This window comes from Gryllotalpicola daejeonensis (assembly GCF_039538145.1).
Classification (GTDB): domain Bacteria; phylum Actinomycetota; class Actinomycetes; order Actinomycetales; family Microbacteriaceae; genus Gryllotalpicola; species Gryllotalpicola daejeonensis.
Genome location: NZ_BAABBV010000001.1, coordinates 2,494,726 through 2,513,023 on the forward strand (window position 1 = coordinate 2,494,726; position 18,298 = coordinate 2,513,023).

An 18,298-nucleotide genomic window follows, 5' to 3' on the forward strand; every position below is an offset into this window, starting at 1 on the left:
ACCAAATAGGGTTGCCACGTGACCACGTCGACGGCGACAGGCCGGCCCCGGCCCCTGCAACGCGCGGCGGTCGGGCGGTGGGCGCGTTTCGCGGTCATCGTCGCCATCACGGCGATCACGCTCTCGCCGCTCGAGAACACGGTCTCGGGCGCCCTCGGTCTGAATCGGCTGCACGGCCAGGGCGCAGCACCCGGTGCAGCACCCGGTGCAGCCGCAGGCACAGGCGCACTCACCTTCACCCAGTGGGCGATCGGCCTCGGTCAGTCGCTGAAGTTCACCCTGACCGGCCCGGCACTCACCTGGTTCGAGAACAGCCTGGCCCTGGCGCTCGGCACCGTCGTCGTCTGCGTGGTGATCGGGGCGCCGGCGGGCTACGTGCTCGCCCGCGGTCGCAGTCGCGCCGTCTCGATCTACGCGCTCGTGATCTTCCTGCTGCAGTCGTTCCCCGGCGTGCTCATGCTGATCCCGCTCTTCCTGCTGTTCGCGAAAGTCCAGCTCATCGACGACCTGTTCGGCCTCGGCCTCGTCTACCTCGGCCTGTCGCTCTCGGTCGCGGTCTGGATGTTCTCCGCCTACATCGCCACCGTGCCCATCGAGCTCGAAGAGGCCGCATGGCTCGACGGCTGCTCGGTGATCGGCGCCTTCTTCCGGGTGGTGCTGCGCAACTCCCTCCCCGCGATCCTGTCGACCGCGATCTTCGTGTTCCTGTTCGTCTGGAACGACTACCTCGCGGCGTTCACCTTCATCAGATCGAATGCGAACTACACCGCCGGCATCGGCCTGCAGGCGGCGGGCCATTCGCCGCTCTTCGCCGTGCTGATCGCGGTGCCGCCCGTGCTGATCTTCGCGCTGCTCAACCGCTACTTCAGCTTCGGCGGCGTGGGCGGGGCGCTGAGCGCGAGCTGACCCGGATTCGCGAGATGATTCACCCCATGCCGTCCCCGCACGATCAGCTCGATCAGCACGATCAGCGCGACCCGTCGTTCTCGATCGATCAGAAATTCACAATCGAGCTGAACGGCACCCCGCAGCGCATCCACCTGATCGCCGACCGCCCCGGCCTGCCTGGCTTGCTCGTGCTGCACGGCGGCCCCGGCGTTCCGAACCGGCACGCCTTCACCGGCCGCCTGCGCGAGCTCGCGCAGGACTTCTTCCTGATTCTGTGGGATCAGCGCGGCGTGGGCGGCAGCTACCGCCCGCGCACGCAGGGCGAGCTCACGCTCGATCAATTGGTGACGGATGCCGCAACCCTCACGACGCTCGTCAGAGAGCGCTACGAGCTCGACTCGGTCAGCGTGCTCGGCTTCTCGTGGGGCACCGAGCTCGGCATCCGCCTTGTCCAGCGCCACCCCGAGCTCTACGCGGCCTACGTCGGCAGCGGGCAGGCGGTCGACGGCATCCGCAATGAGGAGATCGGGTACGCCGCCGCGCTCGAGGCCGCGACGGCCGCCGGCGACGAGAAGGGCGTGCGGGCGCTGAAGCGCGTCGGGCCGCCCGTGGCCGGCCAGTACCGCCCCGTCGTGCGCGGGCTGATCACCCAGCGGCAGGTCGCGGGGCGGCACCACCCGCTGCGCTCGAAGACCCCGGCTCCCGGACGACGCGCGCAGGGCTTCGTGCAGAGTCTCACGGGCGGCATCCTCACCGATCCCGAGTACTCGTGGCGCGATCGCTGGGGGTACGTGCGCGGCGCGACCAGGTCGCTGGCCGAGCTGTGGCCGCGCGTCATCGACTACGACTTCACGCGCGACGCGAACGAGCTCGCCGTGCCCGTGACGTTCCTGCAGGGGCGGCACGACCTGACCACCCCGTCGGTGCTGGTCGAGGAGTACGCCGGGGTGCTCAAAGCCCCAGCGGTGAAGCTCGTCTGGTTCGAGGAATCCGGTCACGGGCCCTCGTCCACCGAGACCGAGAAGTTCATTCGCGAGCTGCGCGCCGCCCTGCTGCCCGCGACGGCGCAGCCCGCTGAGAGGAAAACCCCGTGACCGTGACCGACGCCGCTGCACCCCGCCCCGACCGTGCCCCGACGCGCGTGCTCGTCCGCTTCGGTTTCGGCGACTTCGCCCAGGCCGTGCTCACGGGGCTCATCACGAGCTACGTGATGGTCGTGTTCATTCCGCAGGCCGACAGCTCGCTGCCCGTGCTGCTGCCGGCCGCCGCGCTCACCTTCGCGCTCGTGCGCGGAATCGGCAGCGGGCTCGACGCCTTCCTCAACCCGCTCGTCGCGAGCTGGAGCGACCGGGTGCGGGCCGGCGGCGGCCGTCGCACGACCATGCTCAGGTGGGCGGCGCTGCCGTGGGCGGCGACGACCGCGCTCGTCGTCTTCACGCCGCTCGACCACTCGAGCGCGTGGAACACGGTGTGGGTCGCGGTGTTCCTGTCGCTGTACTACATCACCGGCACGTTCTTCCTCGTGCCGTACTTCGCGCTCGTCGCCGAGCTCGTCACCGAGGTGCGCCGCCGCGTGTGGTTCTACACGATCAACACCCTGTTCTTCGTGATCGGCAACGCGATCGTGTTCGTCACCCCGACCTTGCAGTCGGCGCTCGTCGGCGCCGGGTTCAGCGAGCTTGCCGCGTGGCGCTTGTCGTTCGCGCTGTTCGGGGTGATCGGATTCCTGGCCGCCGTGATCCCTGCGTTCACGATCGACGAGCGCAGATACGTGGGGGATGCCGTCACGGCCGCACACACGCCCCTGTTGGCCTCGTTCGCCGCGGCATTCGCCTACCGCAGCTTCCGGGTGCTGGTGAGTGCGACCTTCGTGATGCAGGTCGCGTTCTCGCTGTTCAACGCGACCCTGCTGTACTACATCACGATGCTCATCGGGCAGCCGCAGGCGTTCTCGACCATCGTGCTGGTGCTCGCGATCGTCGTCGGCGTCTCGGCGTACCCGCTGGTGAACTGGCTCGCGCGCCGGGTGGGGAAGCGGCCTCTGATGGTGGCGGCCTGCGTGGCATACGTCGTCATCTACTTCGCGATCTATCTGTATCGCTACGTGCTCGACGGCCTTGTGCCCGGCGCGCTGTTCGCCGTGCTGATCGGGGTGCTCATCGGCGTGCCGATCTCGATCACCAACATCATCCCGCCGTCGGCATTCGCGGACCTGGCGCAGTACGACAGTTTGCGCACCGGGAAGAACCGCACGGGGATGTTCGTCGCCGCCCGCAGCTTCGTCGGAGCGCTGAGTCAGACCGCGGTGCTGCTCGTCGTGCCGGGCCTGATCTCGCTCGGGTCGACGAACGGCAAGGCGACCGTCGATGGGGTTCAGCTGACCGCGCTCGTCTCCGGCATCTTCATCGCGGCGGCGCTCGCCCTGTTCGCGTTCTACGACGACCGCGAGATCATCGCCGCGATCCACGCCCACAACGACGAGGCGGATGCCGAGGCCGCCGCACTCGCCGCCCCGGCCCCGCTCGTCTGACGACCCGAAAAGCCGGAATCGCGAGGCATTCCTGCACTTCGCGTCGTCCGGCCAATCCTGCACCCCGCGCGACGACGCAAGATGTCGGAATGCCGCGCGATTCCGACACTTCGCGTCGTCGCGCGCGCTGGGGAAGCTCAGCGTGGCGTGAGCCGGAAGACCGGGATCTCGCGGGTCGTGCGCTTCTGGTAGCCCTGGAACCGGGGCGCCGTCGCGTACACCTCGCGCAGCGCCGCGGCACGGTCTTCGCCCCGCAGCCGCACGGCGGTCACTTCGCGCTTCACGCCGCCGCGCTCGATGCTGACCTGGTCGGGGTGTGCCATGAGGTTGTGTGCCCACGACGGGTTCTTCGGGCCGCCGCCCGCCGCGCCGACGACGAACCAGCCGCCGCTCGCCGTAGAGAAGATCGCGACCGGCGTGCTGCGGGTCGCCCCGGTCTTCGCGCCCACAGTGGTCAGGGCGCCCATGCCCGACGTGTCGAGCGAACCGGAGCGCCGTGCGCGGCTCAGCACGAGGCGGTTGGCGAAGCGAACGACCGGATTCGCAGGCATCCGTGACCCCTTATCTCCCAGTTATTGCCACGATATTGGGCGAGCGGATGCCTGCGCTACAGCGCACCGCGCCGGGCGCTCACCCGCCGAGTGCGTCACGCACGGCGTTGAACCACGCGACCAGGTAGTAGTCGTCGATGCCCGCGATCCACATGATGGCGACCTGCAGCCCGGCGACGGACGGCAGGGCGAGATCGACGGCGCGGGGTCTGATCTCGGGGGTGTAGAAGATGAGCAGAAGCAGCACGAGCACGGCGAAGCCCGCGGCAGACGGGTCGTGGCCGAGGCCGATGAACAGCGCGAGCACGTAGACCGCGGCGAGGGCGACGGTCATCAGGGCGATCGACGGGCGCCGCGCGAGCAGCGCGACGACGCAGATGCACGCGACGGTCGTGAGCACGATCCAGCCGTAGCGATAGAAGTATTCGAGCTCGTCCGCCAGCTCGCCCGGGGTCACTCCGATGCCGAACAGCCGATACGGCACGGCGCCGAACGCCCACTGCAGGAAATACCACAGCGCGAGGGTGCCGATCGTCGGGAACGCGATGACGAGCAGGTCCGCGCGGCGCCGACCGCGCTCCTGCCTCTCGCCGGGCCGCAGGAACAGGGAGGAGACCGCCGCGGTCGCGACCAGGATGATTCCGACCGAATCCGTCAGGGCGGCGAGCATGAAGAACAGCCCGGCGCGAAACCCGTCGCGCGTCGACCTGAAGGCGATGAAGCGCGTCATGTTGTCGGTGCCGAGGGCGAACAGCGCGATGCAGATGAACAGCAGCGTGCTGCGCTCGACCAGGTACACGGTGAACGGGTTCACGAAGAGCGCGATGCAGAACAGCGCGATCGCGGTCGGGGGGAACACGCGCTGGCGCATGCTCTCGAGCGTCTTCTGCCCGAGATGACCGGCGACGGCCGCCCCAAGGAGGGCGAGCCCGAAGTCGCCGAGCGGAATGAGTCGCATGACCCCGGTGGCGAAGATCATGCCGAGCGGCGGGTAGAGGTCGCGCACCCATTCGACGTCGGCCCGGCTCCAGTCGATGCCGAGCACGTGCTGGTAGACGAGGTCGTTGTCGCTGGGCGGCCCGGCGTGCCCCCTGGCGGCGAGCAGTGCGATCACGACGTACGGCGCCGCGAAGCCGAGGCGCACGAGCCACCGCAGCCCGGGGCTCAGCGGGAACGGGGCGACGCGCGTGCGCAGGCGGTGATGCCAGTCGCGCGCCCGGCGGCCCGCGTGCTCAAGCGGCGGGCTGACGCTCGACATCCGGTGCCTGCCTCTCCGTCGGACTGAGGTGCGTGGTGAGGCCGTGGGTGGTCTTCTCCCAGAAATGCGGCCGGGTGACCAGTTGCCAGACGGCTTTGTACGCGGCGATCGAGTGCAGGATCCAGTACAGCGGGTTAAGGATCGCCCACGGGACGAGGTAGTACTGCCCGCGCTTGAACGGGCCCATCATGTTGACGTAGATCATCACCGCGTTGCCGACGGTGAAGTTGAACAGCATGATCCACATGACCCAGGCCGGCACGAGGTCGGCGATGGTGACGTGCTCGAGCCAGATCGACACGAAGGTGACCACGAACGACGGGATGACGCCCAGGAAGGTGATCGGCGTGCCGGCGACGAGCAGCACGAAGCTGAGGAAGCTCACCCAGCCGATCTGCCGCACGAGCCTGCGCGGCTGTCTGGCGTGCACGATCGAGGTCTGCAGGTAGCCCTTGATCCACCGGCTGCGCTGCCGGATGAAGTTGGGGAACGCATTGTTCGCCTCCTCCAGCGTCGTCGAGTTGATGATCCCGACGCGGTAGCCGAGGGCAGAGGCGCGGATGCCCAGGTCGGCATCCTCCGTGACGTTGTAGGGGTCCCAACCGCCGAGCGCGCGCAGCCCGGAGACGCGGAAGTGGTTCGAGGTGCCGCCGAGCGGAATCGGCAGCCGCGCGGCCTCCAGCCCGGTGAGCATGTAGTAGAACCAGAAGCCGTACTCAAGCGTGAACATGCGCGTCAGCACGTTCTCGCTGTCGTTGAAGTAGCTCAGCGCCGCCTGCACGCACACGAGGTCTTCGCCGCCGCGCTGGAACGCCAGATAGGCCTTCTTCAGCTGGTCGGCGTCGGGAACGTCTTCGGCGTCGTAGATCACGAGCAGCTCACCGGTGGCGACGGCCAGCCCCACGTTGCACGCGCGCGGCTTCGTCTGCGGCGTGCCCTTCGGAATGGTGAGGACGTGGAAGTTCGCCGGCGGGTCGGCCGCCGTGATGGCATCCCTGGTCTCGTGATCCTCTTCTTCGACGAGCACGAGCACCTCGAGCTTGTGACGCGGGTAGTCGAGCGTGCGGAGGTTCGCGATCAGCCGCGCCACCACGTTCGCCTCGCGGAAGACGGGCACGAGCACCGTGTACATGGGCAGCGCGTTGTCATCGACGGCCTCGACCTCGGCCGGCGTCAGCTGCTCGACGACGTCGTAGCGCGAGCCGTGCAGCGCGACGACGTATTTGAACGTGGTCGCCAACAGGAAGACGATGCTGCCGACCGCCACCGTCCACACGATCGTCGACAGCGTCCAGATGACGAGGCAGACGGCATAGGCGACGATCAGGGCGCCGCCGCCGACGGCCTGCGCGCGGCTGAGCACCTTTCGCGCAGACAGCAGCGGGTCGCTCGCGCCGAGCGCATCGCGGGCATGGTCGGCGAAGTAGTCCGCGAAGATGTCGAGCACCGCCTCGCGCAGCGCCCAGCGACTCGTCGCGACGAAGCGCACCTGGCCGTCGAGCTCGAGCTCGACCTCGTCTCGCAGCTGCGGGGTCGGTGCGAAGAAGGTCGCGACGAGAAGCCGCCCGTCCGTGTCGCGCCGGATCGGGAGCCAGCCGCGGCGGATGTATTCCGGGCCCGATCGGCGCCGCGCCAGGTCCCGCTCGAAGCGCTCATGCGCGAGGTCGACGGCCTCGATGCCCCATGACTTCCCGCGCGCGACCGCTAGCTGCAGCTCGGTCACGAAGTCCTGGCTGAGCAGCACCCCGGCGGCGTTCGCGTGCGACGCCTCGGCCAGAGCGACCGCGTCGTCGAGCTGCTGACGGGTGATGACGCCGTCGGTGACCAGGCTGCTCAGGTCCTCGCGCTGGTCCGGCACGAAGCGTCGGGGAGCCTTGAAGCCGCACGGCTCTTCCCACGTCTCGTCGGCCATGACGCTCCCCACGCATCCCGCAGCCACGTGCTCACCTGCGGGTCACCCTATTCCCGACCGAGCCGCCGAGGTAAGGGCTGCGTCAGGAACGGACGGCGGCGACCGCGTCCTCGAGCGCCCGCACGGCATCCGCGAGCTGCGCGTCGGTCACGTCCGCCGTCCACGTGAAGCGCAGGGCGCCGGATGCCTCGTCGGCAGTGCACCCGAGGGCGAGCAGCACGTGCGACGGCTCGGTGCGCCCCGCCGCGCAGGCCGACCCCGCCGAGGCGATCACCCCGCGCCGCTCCAGCTCGAGCAGCACCGTCTCGCCGTTCACGCCCGGCAGCACGAACGAGGCATGCCGGGGGAGCCGCCGGGTCGGGTGGCCCGTGAGCCGCGCGCCCGGCACCGCCTCGAGCACCGCCTCGAGCACCGCCTCGATCACTCGAAAGGGTGCGTCAACAGGCGTCTCGAGAGGATCCGCGTCGGACGTTTCGAAACGCGCGCTCGGCAGGACTCGGGTGCTCCGCGATGAAGCCGACTCTGTGCACGCCGTCGCGAGCGCCACGGCCCACGCCACATTCTCGGTGCCCGAGCGGCGGCCGCGCTCCTGACCGCCACCGTGCAGCACCGGCTCCAGCGGCAGGCCGGCGCGTACGAAGACAGCGCCGGAGCCCTTCGGCGCCCCGAGCTTGTGGCCGGAGAACGAGAGCGCGTCGACGCCGAGCTCGCCGACCGAGACCGGCAGCGCGGCGACCGCCTGCACGGCATCCGTGTGGAACAGCGCGCCAGCTTCGTGCGCGACGGATGTCAGGGCTGCCACGTCCTGCACGGTGCCGACCTCGTTGTTCGCCCAGCCGATGGTGACGAGCGCGGTGCCCTCAGGCGGCGCCGAGCGCAGCGCGGCGCGCAACCCCTCAGGTGACACCAGGCCGGAGGCATCCGTCTCGACATAGGTCACGGCGAATCCGTGCACCCGCGCGAGATACGCGACCGACTCGAGCACCGCCTCGTGCTCGATGCGTGTCGTCACCACGTGGCGGCCGCGCCCCGACTTGAGCACGGCGCCCAGCGCGAGGCCCTTGACGCAGAGGTTCGCGCCCTCGGTGCCGCCGCTCGTGAACACGACCTCAGACGCCCGGCAGCCGAGAAACGACGCGACCGACTGCCGCGCCGCAGCCAGCCCGCGCGCCGCCGCGAGCCCGGGTTCGTGCACGCTCGACGGGTTGCCGAAGGTGCCCGTGAGGTACGGCCACGCAGCCTCGAGCGCCGAACGGCGCACGGGCGTCGTCGCGGCAGCGTCGAGCAGGATCACGCGGGCCTCATCGCGACAGCACGACGTCGAGCCCGAGGTCGAGCGAGCGCGTCGAGTGGGTGAGCGCTCCGACCGAGATCAGGTCGACGCCGGTCTCGGCGATCCCGCGCACCGTGTCGAGATTGACGCCGCCCGACGCCTCGATGTTCGCGCGATCGTGCACGAGCGCGACGCCCGCGCGCAGGTCGTCCAGCGAGAAGTTGTCGAGCATGATCGTGTCGACGCCGGCCGCGAGCACGGCGTCGATCTGGTCGACGCGGTCGACCTCGACCTCGAGGTGCACGGTGTGGCCGATGCGGGCGCGCACGGCGCGCAGCGCCTCGGTCACCGACAAGCCGCCGGCGGTCAGCACGGCGAGGTGGTTGTCCTTGACGAGCACCGCGTCGGACAGCGAATAGCGGTGGTTGTGACCGCCGCCGTTCACCACCGCGTGCCGTTCGAACGCACGCAGCCCGGGCGTCGTCTTCCGGGTGTCGACGATGCGTGCCCGGGTGCCCGTGACGGCGCCGACGTAGCGCGCGGTCAGCGTCGCGATGCCGCTCATGCGCTGCGCGAAGTTGAGCGCCACCCGCTCGGCGGTGAGCACCGAGCGCGCCGGGCCGCTTACCTCGGCCAGCACCTTCCCGGCCGAGAAGAACTCGCCGTCGGGCAGCTTCAGGGTCGTCTCGATGCGCGGGTCGGTCAACCGCATCGCCGCCGCGAAGACCTCGCCGCCGCTGAACACGCCGGACTCGCGGGCGACGAGCTGCGCCGTCGCCGTCGCCCCCGCGGGGATCACCGCCTCGCTCGTCGCGTCGCCCCACGGGGCATCCTCGCGCAGCGCCGCCGAGACGGCGGCGTCGATGATCTGGCTGGTCAGCATGCAAATTCTCCTTCTCGAGCGCGGCGACGACGCTCAGCGAGCTCGGGCTTCGGGGTGGGGAAGTCGGCGCGGTAGTGCGCGCCGCGAGACTCTTCGCGGACGAGCGCGAAGTCGACGACGACGCGTGCGAGGTCGAGCAGGTTGCGGTCTTCGAGGTCGTCGGCCTGCCAGAAGCTGAGAACGGATGCCGCCTGCCGCAGCCCCTCGCCCGAGCGCTGCACCCCCGCGTGCGCCCACATGAGCTCCTGCAACGCGGCGCGCGAGAACCCGTCGCCTCCGGCTGCCTCGCGTCGAGTACGCAGTACTCGCGGGTATCGAGGCGCTTTGGGCGCGAGTACTGCGTACTCGACGAGGTCGGCGGGGGCGAGCACGTCCTCAACCACCCGGTGCGCGAAGACCGCCGCCTCGAGCAGCGAGTTCGATGCCAGCCGGTTCGCGCCGTGCACCCCTGTCGACGCGCACTCGCCTGCCGCCCACAGTCCGGGCAGGGACGTGCGGCCGTACGTGTCCGTCACGATCCCGCCCATCCAGTAGTGCGCGGCCGGCGTCACCGGAATCGGCTGGCGCGCCCAGTCGAAGCCGGCCGCGCGCGTCGCGGCGTCGATCGTCGGGAAGCGACGGGCGAGAGCGGATGCCCCGAGCGCGGTCGCGTCGAGCACGACGGGTTCCCCGCCCTGCGCGGCCATCTCGGTCGCAATGCCACGGGCCACGACGTCGCGCGGCGCGAGTTCGGCATCGGGGTGCACGTCGAGCATGAAGCGCTCGCCGCGGGCGTTGCGCAGCACGGCGCCCTCGCCGCGCACGGCCTCTGAGATGAGGAACGACCCGGTTGTCGACGACGCCGGCGCCGCGAGCGCCGTCGGGTGGAACTGGTAGAACTCTGCGTCGGCGAGCTCGGCGCCCGCGCGCCACGCCGCTGCGACGCCGTCGCCGGTCGCGACCGCCGGGTTCGTGGTGTGGGCGTAGAGCTGCCCCGCTCCGCCGGTGGCGAGCACGACCGCATCCGCCCACTCGACCGCGCCGTCGGCGAACTCGACGCCGACCACCCGGCCCTCGTCGACGACGAGATCCGCGAGCGCCGTGTGCTCGCGCACCTCGACACCGTGAGCAGAGCGCACCGCCGCGATCAGGGCCCGCTCGATCTCGGCGCCGGTCGCGTCGCCGCCCCCGTGCAGCACCCGCGCCGCGGAATGCGCCGCCTCGAGGCCGCGCGCGAAGCCGCCACCGGATGCCGCGTCGAACCGCACCCCGCGCGCGATCAGCTCGCGCACCCGGTCGGGCCCTTCCGCGCACAGCGCGCGCACCGCCTCCGGGTCGCACAGCCCGGCGCCGGCGGCCAAGGTGTCGGCGACGTGCGCCGCGACCGAGTCATCGGGCCAGAGCGCCGCTGCGATGCCGCCCTGCGCGCGGGTGGTGTTCGCGTCGGCGAGCGCCGCCTTGGTCACCAGCAGCACCGACGCACCGCGCTCGGCGGCCTCGGTCGCGGCCAGCAGCCCCGCGAGCCCCGAGCCCACGACGATCACGCGCATCGCTCACGCAGCCATCGTCGTGTCGGGCCGCGCGGCGAGCATCCGCTCGAGCGCGACGCGCGCCCCGTCGGCCACGCGCGGCGTCACCGAGATCCGGTTCACGACGCGCCCGGCGACGAGCTCGTCGAGCACCCACGCGAGGTAGCCGGGGTGAATGCGGTACATCGTCGAGCAAGGGCAGATCACCGAGTCGAGGCAGAAGATCTCGTGCTGCGGGTAGTCGGCAGCGAGCCGCTGCACGAGGTTGATCTCGGTGCCGATGGCGAACACCGACCCGGCGGGTGCCGCGGCGATCGCCTTGACGATGTAGTCGGTGGACCCGGCGCCGTCGGCCGCGTCCACGACCTCCATCGGGCACTCGGGGTGCACGATCACCCGCACGTCGGGGTGCGCGGCCCGCGCAGCGGCGATCTGGGCCACCGTGAAGCGCTTGTGCACCGAGCAGAACCCGTTCCAGAGAATGACCCGCGAGGCATCCAGCTCGTCATCGGAAAGCCCGCCACGCACCCGCGCGGGGTTCCACAGCGGCATCGCCGACAGCGGCACGCCCATCGCCTTCGCGGTGTTGCGCCCCAGGTGCTGGTCGGGGAAGAACAGCACGCGCTGCCCGCGCTCGAACGCCCACTCGAGCACCGTCGCCGCGTTCGACGAGGTGCACACGATCCCGCCGTGCTCGCCGCAGAACGCCTTGAGCGCGGCCGACGAGTTCATGTAGGTCACGGGGATCACGGGCACGCGACCGGATTCATCGGGGGCCGAACCGAAGCGGGCGGTCAGCTCGGCCCAGCACTGCTCGACCGAATCGATGTCGGCCATGTCTGCCATCGAGCACCCCGCGGCGAGGTTCGGCAGGATCACCGACTGCCCCGCGCCCGTCAGGATGTCGGCCGTCTCTGCCATGAAGTGCACGCCGCAGAACACGATGGCCTCGGCCTCGGGCAGCTCGCGCGCCGCCCGCGCCAGCTGGAACGAGTCGCCCACGAAGTCCGCGTACCGCACGACCTCGTCGCGCTGATAGAAGTGCCCCATGACGGCGACGCGAGAGCCGAGGGATGCCTTCGCCGCGGCGATCCACTCCGAGAGCTGCTCGGCCGAGGCCTCGCGGTAGCGCGCCGGCAGCTCTCCCTGCGCGGGCGACCCGGCCGGCAGCGTGTCGGCCTGCGAGGCGCCTGGGCCGTAGCCGGGCATCCCCAGGTCGAACGCCCACGGGCCGTCGGCGAGCGCCGGCGCGCAGGTCTCGCCGGCGAGCGTGCCGTTCGAGATGCCGGCGATGGTGCGGGTGACGGATGCCGCAGCGCGGTCGTCGAGCAAGGTCATGTCTTCTCCTGTGGGTCTCGTGCAGCTACTTCTGCGCCAGCCGCCCGAGCGGCCCCTGGTCGGCGAGGTCGACCGCCTGGTTGTAGCGGTACAGCCTCGGCGGCCGGTGCCGCACGCCGGTGAGCACCTCGCCGGTGTCCTCGAGCACACCGCTCGCCTCGATCTGGCGGCGGAAGTTGGCGGGGTCGAGCGTGCGCCCGAGCACCGCCTCGTACACCTCGCGCAGCTGTGCGAGGGTGAAGGTCGCGCCGAGGAACGCGCTCGCGATGCGGCTGTACTCGACCTTGTTGCGCAGGCGCCAGAGGGCGTACTCGACGATGAGTTCGTGGTCGAACGCGAGCGCGGGCAGGTCGTCGGCGGGGAACCAGCGCACGTTCTGACCGATGCGCGCGGCGCGCGCCTCGTCGTCGCCGACCAGTGCCCAGTAGACGACCGAGACCACTCGGTCGCCGGAGGCGGCGGGCTTGCCGGCGGAGCCTGCCTGCTCGCCGGAGCGCTCCGGGTCGCCGAACGCGTAGAGCTGCTCGAGGTACCGCGGCGCGAGACCGGTCGTCTTCGCCAGCGTCGAGGTCGCCGCCTCGGCGAGACCCTCGCTCTCGCCGAGCGGGCCGCCGGGCAGCGCCCACCTGCCCTCGTACGGCTCGCGGATGCGCCTCACGAGCGGAAGCCACAGCCCGCGCTCGCCGCCGTCCTCTCCGAATCGACCCGAGGAGCGCAGCGCGAAGATCACGGTCGATACCGCGAGCGACGCACCGGACATGGCTCCTCCTTAGAGTCGCCATCACTATAACCCCAACCTCGCGTAAAAGTCAGAATGACTATAAGAGCGCGGATGCCGCGGGCGCGCCGCAGGTGGCAGGCTGGTAACCCGATGAGCACCCCTGAGAGCGCCCCGACGGGGCCCGACGAGCGCACGCTGCGCCGGTGGCGCCGCTATCTGGCGGACGAGCGCGCTGAGGCATCCGTCTACCGTGATCTCGCACGCCGTCGCAGCGGTGAGGAGCGCGAGATCCTGAGCGCGCTCGCCGAGGCGGAGTCGCGCCACGAGCAGCACTGGCTCGACCTGCTCGGCGACGACGTCGGCAAGCCGGTCGGCGTCGGTTTCCGCAGCCGCCTGCTCGGCTGGCTCGCGCGGCGCCTCGGCTCGGTGTTCATCCTGGCGCTTGTGCAGCGCGCGGAGTCGCGCTCGCCCTATGCGGACGACCCGGATGCCACCTCCGAGATGGCCGCCGACGAGCAGATCCACGAAGAGGTCGTGCGCGCGCTCGCCGAGCGCGGCCGCAACCGTCTCTCCGGCACCTTCCGAGCCGCGGTGTTCGGTGCGAACGACGGACTGGTCAGCAACCTGTCGCTCGTGCTCGGCGTGGGGGCGAGCGGCGTCGCCACGCACGTCATCCTGCTGACGGGCGTCGCCGGACTGCTCGCCGGCGCGCTCTCGATGGGCGCCGGCGAATTCGTGTCGGTGCACTCGCAGCGCGAGCTGCTCGCCGCATCGACCCCGAACCCCGAGGTGGGCGAGGCGATCGGCAAGCTGAACGTCAAGGCGAATGAACTCGCCCTCGTGTTCCGCTCGCGAGGCATGACCGAGCGCCAGGCGCAGACGCGTGCGGCGCGGCTCATCTGGGGCATGCACACCGACACGGCCGCACTGTCGGCGGACGGCCCGAGCTCCGACGAGCACGAGGCGATCGGCACCGGCATGGGCGCCGCGCTGTCGAGCTTCTGCTTCTTCGCCTCGGGTGCCATCGTGCCCGTCATCCCCTACCTGTTCGGCATGAGCGGCCTCGGCGCCGTCGCGCTCTCGGCCGGCCTGGTCGGCATCGCGCTGGTCGGCACGGGCGCGGTGGTCGGGCTGCTGTCGGGCTCCTCGCCGTGGAAGCGGGCGCTGCGGCAGCTCGCGATCGGCTACGGCGCCGCGGCCGTCACCTATCTGCTCGGCCTGCTCTTCGGCGTCGCCGCGGGCTGACGCGCGGCGTCACGGGGGCGTCACGACCGGCGTCACGGGCGTACGCCCACCGGGTCTGGACGATCGACTAGCGCCCAGATTCCGCGCTGTCAACGGGGTTCGCACGTCGTCGTCCTCCCGTTTCAATGGTTCTTACACGCACCAACCCGGCATAAGGGGACTCTTCGGGTCGCAGGGAATGGGCGCGGTTTGTGGGGAGAGAGTGGGCCCCGCTCCATCGGAGCGGGGCCCTTCACTTTGCCATCAGGAATCACACTGCCCTCACCAGTCAGCCACCTCGCCCGTCACCGACCCGAGCAGCTCGACCACGCGGTGCGGGTCGCCGAGCGGGCTCGAGAAGTACACAGCCCGGATTTCGTAGCCGCGCAGGCGCTCGAGCTCGGCGAGCAGCGAATCGCGCGTGGTGTTTTCGGTGATGCGCCCCTGCGCGGTCTTCTCGATCGTCGCGTAGTCGCGGCCGACGGCGTCGCAATGACCCTTCAGCACGTCGATCAGATGCGGGAAATCGGCGGTGGCGAACCAGTTGGAGGCATCCGCGTACTGCGCGACCATGCGAAGCGTCTTGCGCTCGCCTACCCCGCCGATGATCAGATACGGGCGGGGCTGCGACAGCGTCTTCGGCACCGAGAGCGTGCGGCCCAAGTGATAGTGACGCCCCTGGTACGGCTCTTCGGAGTCGCTCCACATCTGCAGCGCGATCTGAATGGCCTCTTCGAGCCGCTCGAAGCGCTCGCCGATGGGCGGGAAGGGGATGCCGAGCCCGTTCGACTCCTCCTCGTTCCAGGCCGCCCCGATGCCGAGCCCCGCGCGACCGCCCGAAAGCACGTCGAGCGTCGAGACGGCCTTGGCGAGCAGTCCGGGCTCGCGGTAGACGACTCCCGTGACCATCGTGTGCAGCAGCACCTTCGAGGTGTTCGCCGCCAGGAACCCGAGGAAGGTGTACGCCTCGAGCATGTCGCGCTCGGGCGGTCCGTAGGCGCTGATCTGCCAGAAGTGGTCCATCACGGTGAGGCGGGCGATACCCGCCTCCTCTGCGTCGTGCGCGACGCGCGCGAGGGTCGGGCCGAGCTGGGCGGGCCCCGAGCCGAATGTCAGCTGCGCCAGATGAAAACCGAGTTCCATAGCGGTCACGCTACGCCGACTGTTCAGGCGGGAATGGAAGAGTTGTAGGCATGCAGCTGGTCATCGATCTGGTGCTCGCCGCGGTGGGCGTGCTCACCGTGATCCGCTACGCGCGCCGGGGTGTCATCACGGGGCTCGCTGCGCTCGTGGGCTGGCTGATCGGCTTCTGGGTGGCGCTGCAGCTCGCACCCGCGTTCGTCGAGGCGATGGGCGGAATCTCGGGCATGCCGGTGTGGCAGCGCAACCTCGTGGTGCTCGGCGTGGTGCTGCTCATCGCCGCCGTCTGCGCGATCATCGTCATCACGATCGGCAACCTGGTGCGCAGGGCGGTGCGCCCGATTCCGGTCGCCGGCGGCCTCGACGCGGTGCTCGGCGCCGTCCTCGGGGCTCTCGCGTGGGCGACGGTCGTGTGGCTCGCCGCCGGCTTCATCACGAGCACCGGGTTCCGCCCCGTCACCCAGCTCGTCGACTCGTCGCGCATCGTGGCCGCGCTCGACTCCTATGCGCCGATGCCGGCCGAGCGCGTCTTCAGCCAGGTCGACGACGCGATCGCCGCCGCCGGGCTGCCGAAGGTGTTCGAGAGCGGCGACGAGCAGATCCCGGGCGTCGCGGCGCCCCCGAGCTCGGTGCCTGCGGCCGTCGGTGCGGCCTCGCCGTCGATCGTCGAGGTGGTCGCCGACGAGCCCAAGTGCGGCACGCAGTCCTCAGGAAGCGGCTGGGTCGTGGCATCCGATCGCATCGTCACCAACGCGCACGTGGTCGCCGGCTCGTCCTCGACGGCCGTGCTGGTCGACGGCAAGTCCGAGCGGCTGCACGCGAGCGTCGTGAGCTACGACCCCGAGACCGACCTCGCGATTCTCGCGGTGCCCGGGCTCGACGCGAAGCCGCTGCAGCAGAACGCCGCGCCGCAGGAGAAGGGAGCAGCGGTGTTCGCGGCCGGCTACCCGGGCGGCGGGGCCTACACCGTCTCGGCCGGCCGCGTGCGCACGACCGTGAACGCGATCGGCAAGGACATCTACGACGACAAGACCGTCACCCGCCAGGTGTACTCGCTGCGCGCCGTCGTGCGCCCCGGCGACTCGGGCGGCCCGCTGCTGGACTCCACCGGGCACGTCACCGGCGTCGTCTTCGCCATGTCGACGACCGACTCGCAGACCGGCTACGCGCTGACCCTCGCGCAGGTGCGGCCCACACTCGCCAAAGCGGCGACCCTGACCTCGCCCGTCTCGACGGGCGCCTGCACCGCGGGCTGACCGCGTTCTTAGCGGATTCTTGGCGCCGAGGCGCGGATCATGAGGACATGAGCGAACGGATGCCTCGCCTGCTGCTCGTGGAAGACGACGCCCGCCTCGCCCCGATCATCGTCGAGTACCTCGCCGGCAGCTACGACGTCACGCACCGCGCCGATGGCGCGCGGGCGCTCGAGACCGCCCTCGCCGAGGAGTTCGACGTCATGGTCGTCGACCGGCGCCTGCCCGGGCTCGACGGAGTGAGCCTGGTGCAGGGCATCCGCCGAGCCCGCATCGGCACGCCGATCATCATGCTCACCGCGCTCGGCACCGTCGCCGATCGCGTCGACGGGCTCGACGCCGGTGCGAACGACTACCTCGTGAAGCCCTTCGAGTTCGCCGAGCTGCTCGCGCGGCTGCGGGCTCTGCGGCGCACCTACACCTCGAACGAGGCGTCGCTCTCGGTCGGCACGTGGGACTTCTTCCCCGAGGACCGCATCATCGAGTCCCCCTACATCGGCCCCGTCGCGCTCACGCCCAAAGAAGCCGAGCTGCTGCGGCTGCTGGCCGAGAACCCGCAGCGCACCTTCAGTCGCGCGCAGATCCTCTCCGCCGTGTTCACCCCGACCGATCTGCCCGGCACGGTCGACACCTACGTGCACTACCTGCGCCGTAAGACCGAAGAGAGCGTCGTGCTGACGGTGCGCGGCAAGGGCTATCGGCTGGGGTCGCTGTGAGCGCACGCACGCAGGGGCGCGCGCCGGGGCGGGCGCGAGCGCGGGCCGGGGATGCCGACGAGGCGGCGGTGCGCCGCGCGGCGGCATCCGTCACCCGCCAGATCTCGATCGCGACGGTCGCGCTCGTCCTCGTGATCGTGATCATGGCGATCATCGTCGTGATCTGGCAGTCGCAGCCGAGCGAGCTGCGCGAGCGGGCGGTGCCCGGCGAGGACAAGATCTACATCGACGCGGGCGCAGTGCTCGTCGCGCTCGCGGTGATCGGCGTCGGCGCGATCGTGTTCGCGGCGGTGATCAGCTGGGTGATCGCGCGGCGGGCGGTGCGTCCGCTGGGGCGCGCGCTCGCCCTGCAACGGGCTTTCGTCGCGGACGCCTCGCACGAGCTGCGCACCCCGCTTGCCGTGCTCGACGCGCGGCTGCAGCTGCTGCAGCTGCGGCTCACCGCCGTCGACCCGAACGCCGAGACCGTGGCCGAGTTGCGCCGCGACGCGGGCACCTTGATCGGCATCGTGGACGAGCTGCTCGCGGCCGCCGGCGATGAGCCGGCCGAGGGCGACGCCGTGACGGATGCCTCGGCCGACGCGGCCTCTGTCGTCGAGTCGCTGCGTCTGCTCGCCGGCGAGCGCGGGGTGTCGATCGAGCTGCGGACACCGGGCGCAGACGCCGCCGACCCGCTGCGTGTCGCGATGCCGACCGTCGGCTTCCGGCGCTGCGTCACCGCACTCGTCGACAACGCCCTCGCGCACACGCCCGACGGCGGCCGGGTCGACGTCTCGCTCGAGCGGCTCGGCGCCGGCGCCGGGCGTGCCGAGCGTGAGGGGCGCGGCGCGGTGGTGGCCCTCACCGTGACGGACCACGGCCCAGGCATCCGCGGCATCACTCCAGATCGGGTCTTCGAGCGCTTCGCCCACTCCGATCCGGAGGCGGCGGACGGCCTGCCGCGCCGCCGCGGCTTCGGCATCGGCCTCGCGCTCGTGCGCGACGTCGCGGCGCGCGCCGGCGGCACGGTGCGCGTCGAGCGCACCGGTCCCGACGGCACGACCTTCGTGCTCGAGCTTCCGGCGGCGTAGCGCGCGGTCAGAGCTCGTCGTCGCTGTCGGCGT

At 70.9% G+C, this 18,298-nt stretch carries 16 protein-coding genes; 7 read left to right on the forward strand and 9 right to left on the reverse strand.

Going from position 1 to position 18,298, the window contains the following annotated elements; all coding sequences use genetic code 11:
* The first annotated feature begins 18 nt into the window (after nt 1–18).
* The 3 genes from ABD736_RS12095 to ABD736_RS12105 are packed head-to-tail and all read left to right on the forward strand — an operon-like array spanning nt 19 to nt 3,418.
* A complete protein-coding gene (locus ABD736_RS12095; protein WP_344792027.1) occupies nt 19–906 on the forward strand; it encodes a carbohydrate ABC transporter permease in 888 nt (295 codons plus the stop codon).
* A 26-nt stretch (nt 907–932) separates the two neighbouring features.
* A complete protein-coding gene (locus tag ABD736_RS12100; protein ID WP_344792028.1) occupies nt 933–1,982 on the forward strand; it encodes an alpha/beta fold hydrolase in 1,050 nt (349 codons plus the stop codon).
* A complete protein-coding gene (locus ABD736_RS12105; protein WP_344792029.1) occupies nt 1,979–3,418 on the forward strand; it encodes an MFS transporter in 1,440 nt (479 codons plus the stop codon). The genes ABD736_RS12100 and ABD736_RS12105 overlap by 4 nt, the downstream gene beginning before the upstream one ends.
* A 137-nt stretch (nt 3,419–3,555) precedes the next feature.
* Here the strand turns inward: ABD736_RS12105 and ABD736_RS12110 are convergent, their stop codons facing one another.
* The 8 genes from ABD736_RS12110 to ABD736_RS12145 form a co-directional block, all read right to left on the reverse strand.
* On the reverse strand, nt 3,556–3,969 hold the full coding sequence (locus ABD736_RS12110) for a nitroreductase/quinone reductase family protein (RefSeq protein ID WP_344792030.1): 414 nt from the start codon (nt 3,967–3,969) through the stop codon (nt 3,556–3,558).
* Nucleotides 3,970–4,048: 79 nt separating this feature from the next.
* Nucleotides 4,049–5,227 (reverse strand): hypothetical protein, encoded by a 1,179-nt coding sequence (locus ABD736_RS12115; RefSeq protein WP_344792031.1) that lies wholly within the window; start codon nt 5,225–5,227, stop codon nt 4,049–4,051.
* Nucleotides 5,202–7,139, reverse strand: coding sequence for a glycosyltransferase family 2 protein (locus tag ABD736_RS12120; protein ID WP_344792032.1), 1,938 nt, complete (start codon nt 7,137–7,139; stop codon nt 5,202–5,204). Before ABD736_RS12120 ends, ABD736_RS12115 begins: the two co-directional genes overlap by 26 nt.
* 82 nt (nt 7,140–7,221) lie before the next feature.
* Nucleotides 7,222–8,433: a cysteine desulfurase family protein gene (locus ABD736_RS12125; protein WP_344792033.1), complete on the reverse strand. Its 1,212-nt coding sequence runs from the start codon at nt 8,431–8,433 to the stop codon at nt 7,222–7,224.
* 7 nt (nt 8,434–8,440) lie between these two features.
* Nucleotides 8,441–9,295 carry a carboxylating nicotinate-nucleotide diphosphorylase gene (gene nadC, locus ABD736_RS12130; RefSeq protein ID WP_344792034.1) on the reverse strand — a complete coding sequence of 285 codons (855 nt, stop codon included), beginning with the start codon at nt 9,293–9,295 and terminating at the stop codon, nt 8,441–8,443.
* Nucleotides 9,289–10,824: an L-aspartate oxidase gene (locus ABD736_RS12135; protein WP_344792035.1), complete on the reverse strand. Its 1,536-nt coding sequence runs from the start codon at nt 10,822–10,824 to the stop codon at nt 9,289–9,291. The genes nadC and ABD736_RS12135 overlap by 7 nt, the downstream gene beginning before the upstream one ends.
* A 3-nt stretch (nt 10,825–10,827) precedes the next feature.
* A complete protein-coding gene (nadA, locus tag ABD736_RS12140; protein ID WP_344792036.1) occupies nt 10,828–12,141 on the reverse strand; it encodes a quinolinate synthase NadA in 1,314 nt (437 codons plus the stop codon).
* A gap of 25 nt (nt 12,142–12,166) precedes the next feature.
* Nucleotides 12,167–12,901 (reverse strand): NUDIX hydrolase, encoded by a 735-nt coding sequence (locus ABD736_RS12145; RefSeq protein ID WP_344792037.1) that lies wholly within the window; start codon nt 12,899–12,901, stop codon nt 12,167–12,169.
* A 111-nt stretch (nt 12,902–13,012) separates the two neighbouring features.
* Between ABD736_RS12145 and ABD736_RS12150 the strand changes: the two genes are divergently transcribed.
* Nucleotides 13,013–14,107 carry a VIT1/CCC1 transporter family protein gene (locus ABD736_RS12150; protein ID WP_344792038.1) on the forward strand — a complete coding sequence of 365 codons (1,095 nt, stop codon included), beginning with the start codon at nt 13,013–13,015 and terminating at the stop codon, nt 14,105–14,107.
* 261 nt (nt 14,108–14,368) lie between these two features.
* On the opposite strand, the gene ABD736_RS12155 is transcribed toward ABD736_RS12150, so the two are convergent.
* The gene (locus ABD736_RS12155; RefSeq protein ID WP_344792040.1) at nt 14,369–15,229 is read right to left on the reverse strand and encodes an LLM class F420-dependent oxidoreductase; all 861 of its coding nucleotides are present in this window, start codon (nt 15,227–15,229) and stop codon (nt 14,369–14,371) included.
* A 50-nt stretch (nt 15,230–15,279) separates the two neighbouring features.
* Between ABD736_RS12155 and ABD736_RS12160 the strand changes: the two genes are divergently transcribed.
* Genes ABD736_RS12160 through ABD736_RS12170 form a run of 3 tightly spaced genes read left to right on the forward strand, consistent with a single transcriptional unit; the run spans nt 15,280 to nt 18,265 of the window.
* On the forward strand, nt 15,280–16,482 hold the full coding sequence (locus tag ABD736_RS12160; RefSeq protein ID WP_344792041.1) for a MarP family serine protease: 1,203 nt from the start codon (nt 15,280–15,282) through the stop codon (nt 16,480–16,482).
* A 47-nt stretch (nt 16,483–16,529) separates the two neighbouring features.
* Complete coding sequence (locus ABD736_RS12165) at nt 16,530–17,195, forward strand: response regulator transcription factor (protein ID WP_344792042.1); 666 nt, start codon at nt 16,530–16,532, stop codon at nt 17,193–17,195.
* Entirely contained in the window at nt 17,192–18,265 is a 1,074-nt protein-coding gene (locus tag ABD736_RS12170) for a sensor histidine kinase (RefSeq protein ID WP_344792043.1), read from the forward strand. The genes ABD736_RS12165 and ABD736_RS12170 overlap by 4 nt, the downstream gene beginning before the upstream one ends.
* The last annotated feature ends 33 nt before the right edge of the window (nt 18,266–18,298 follow it).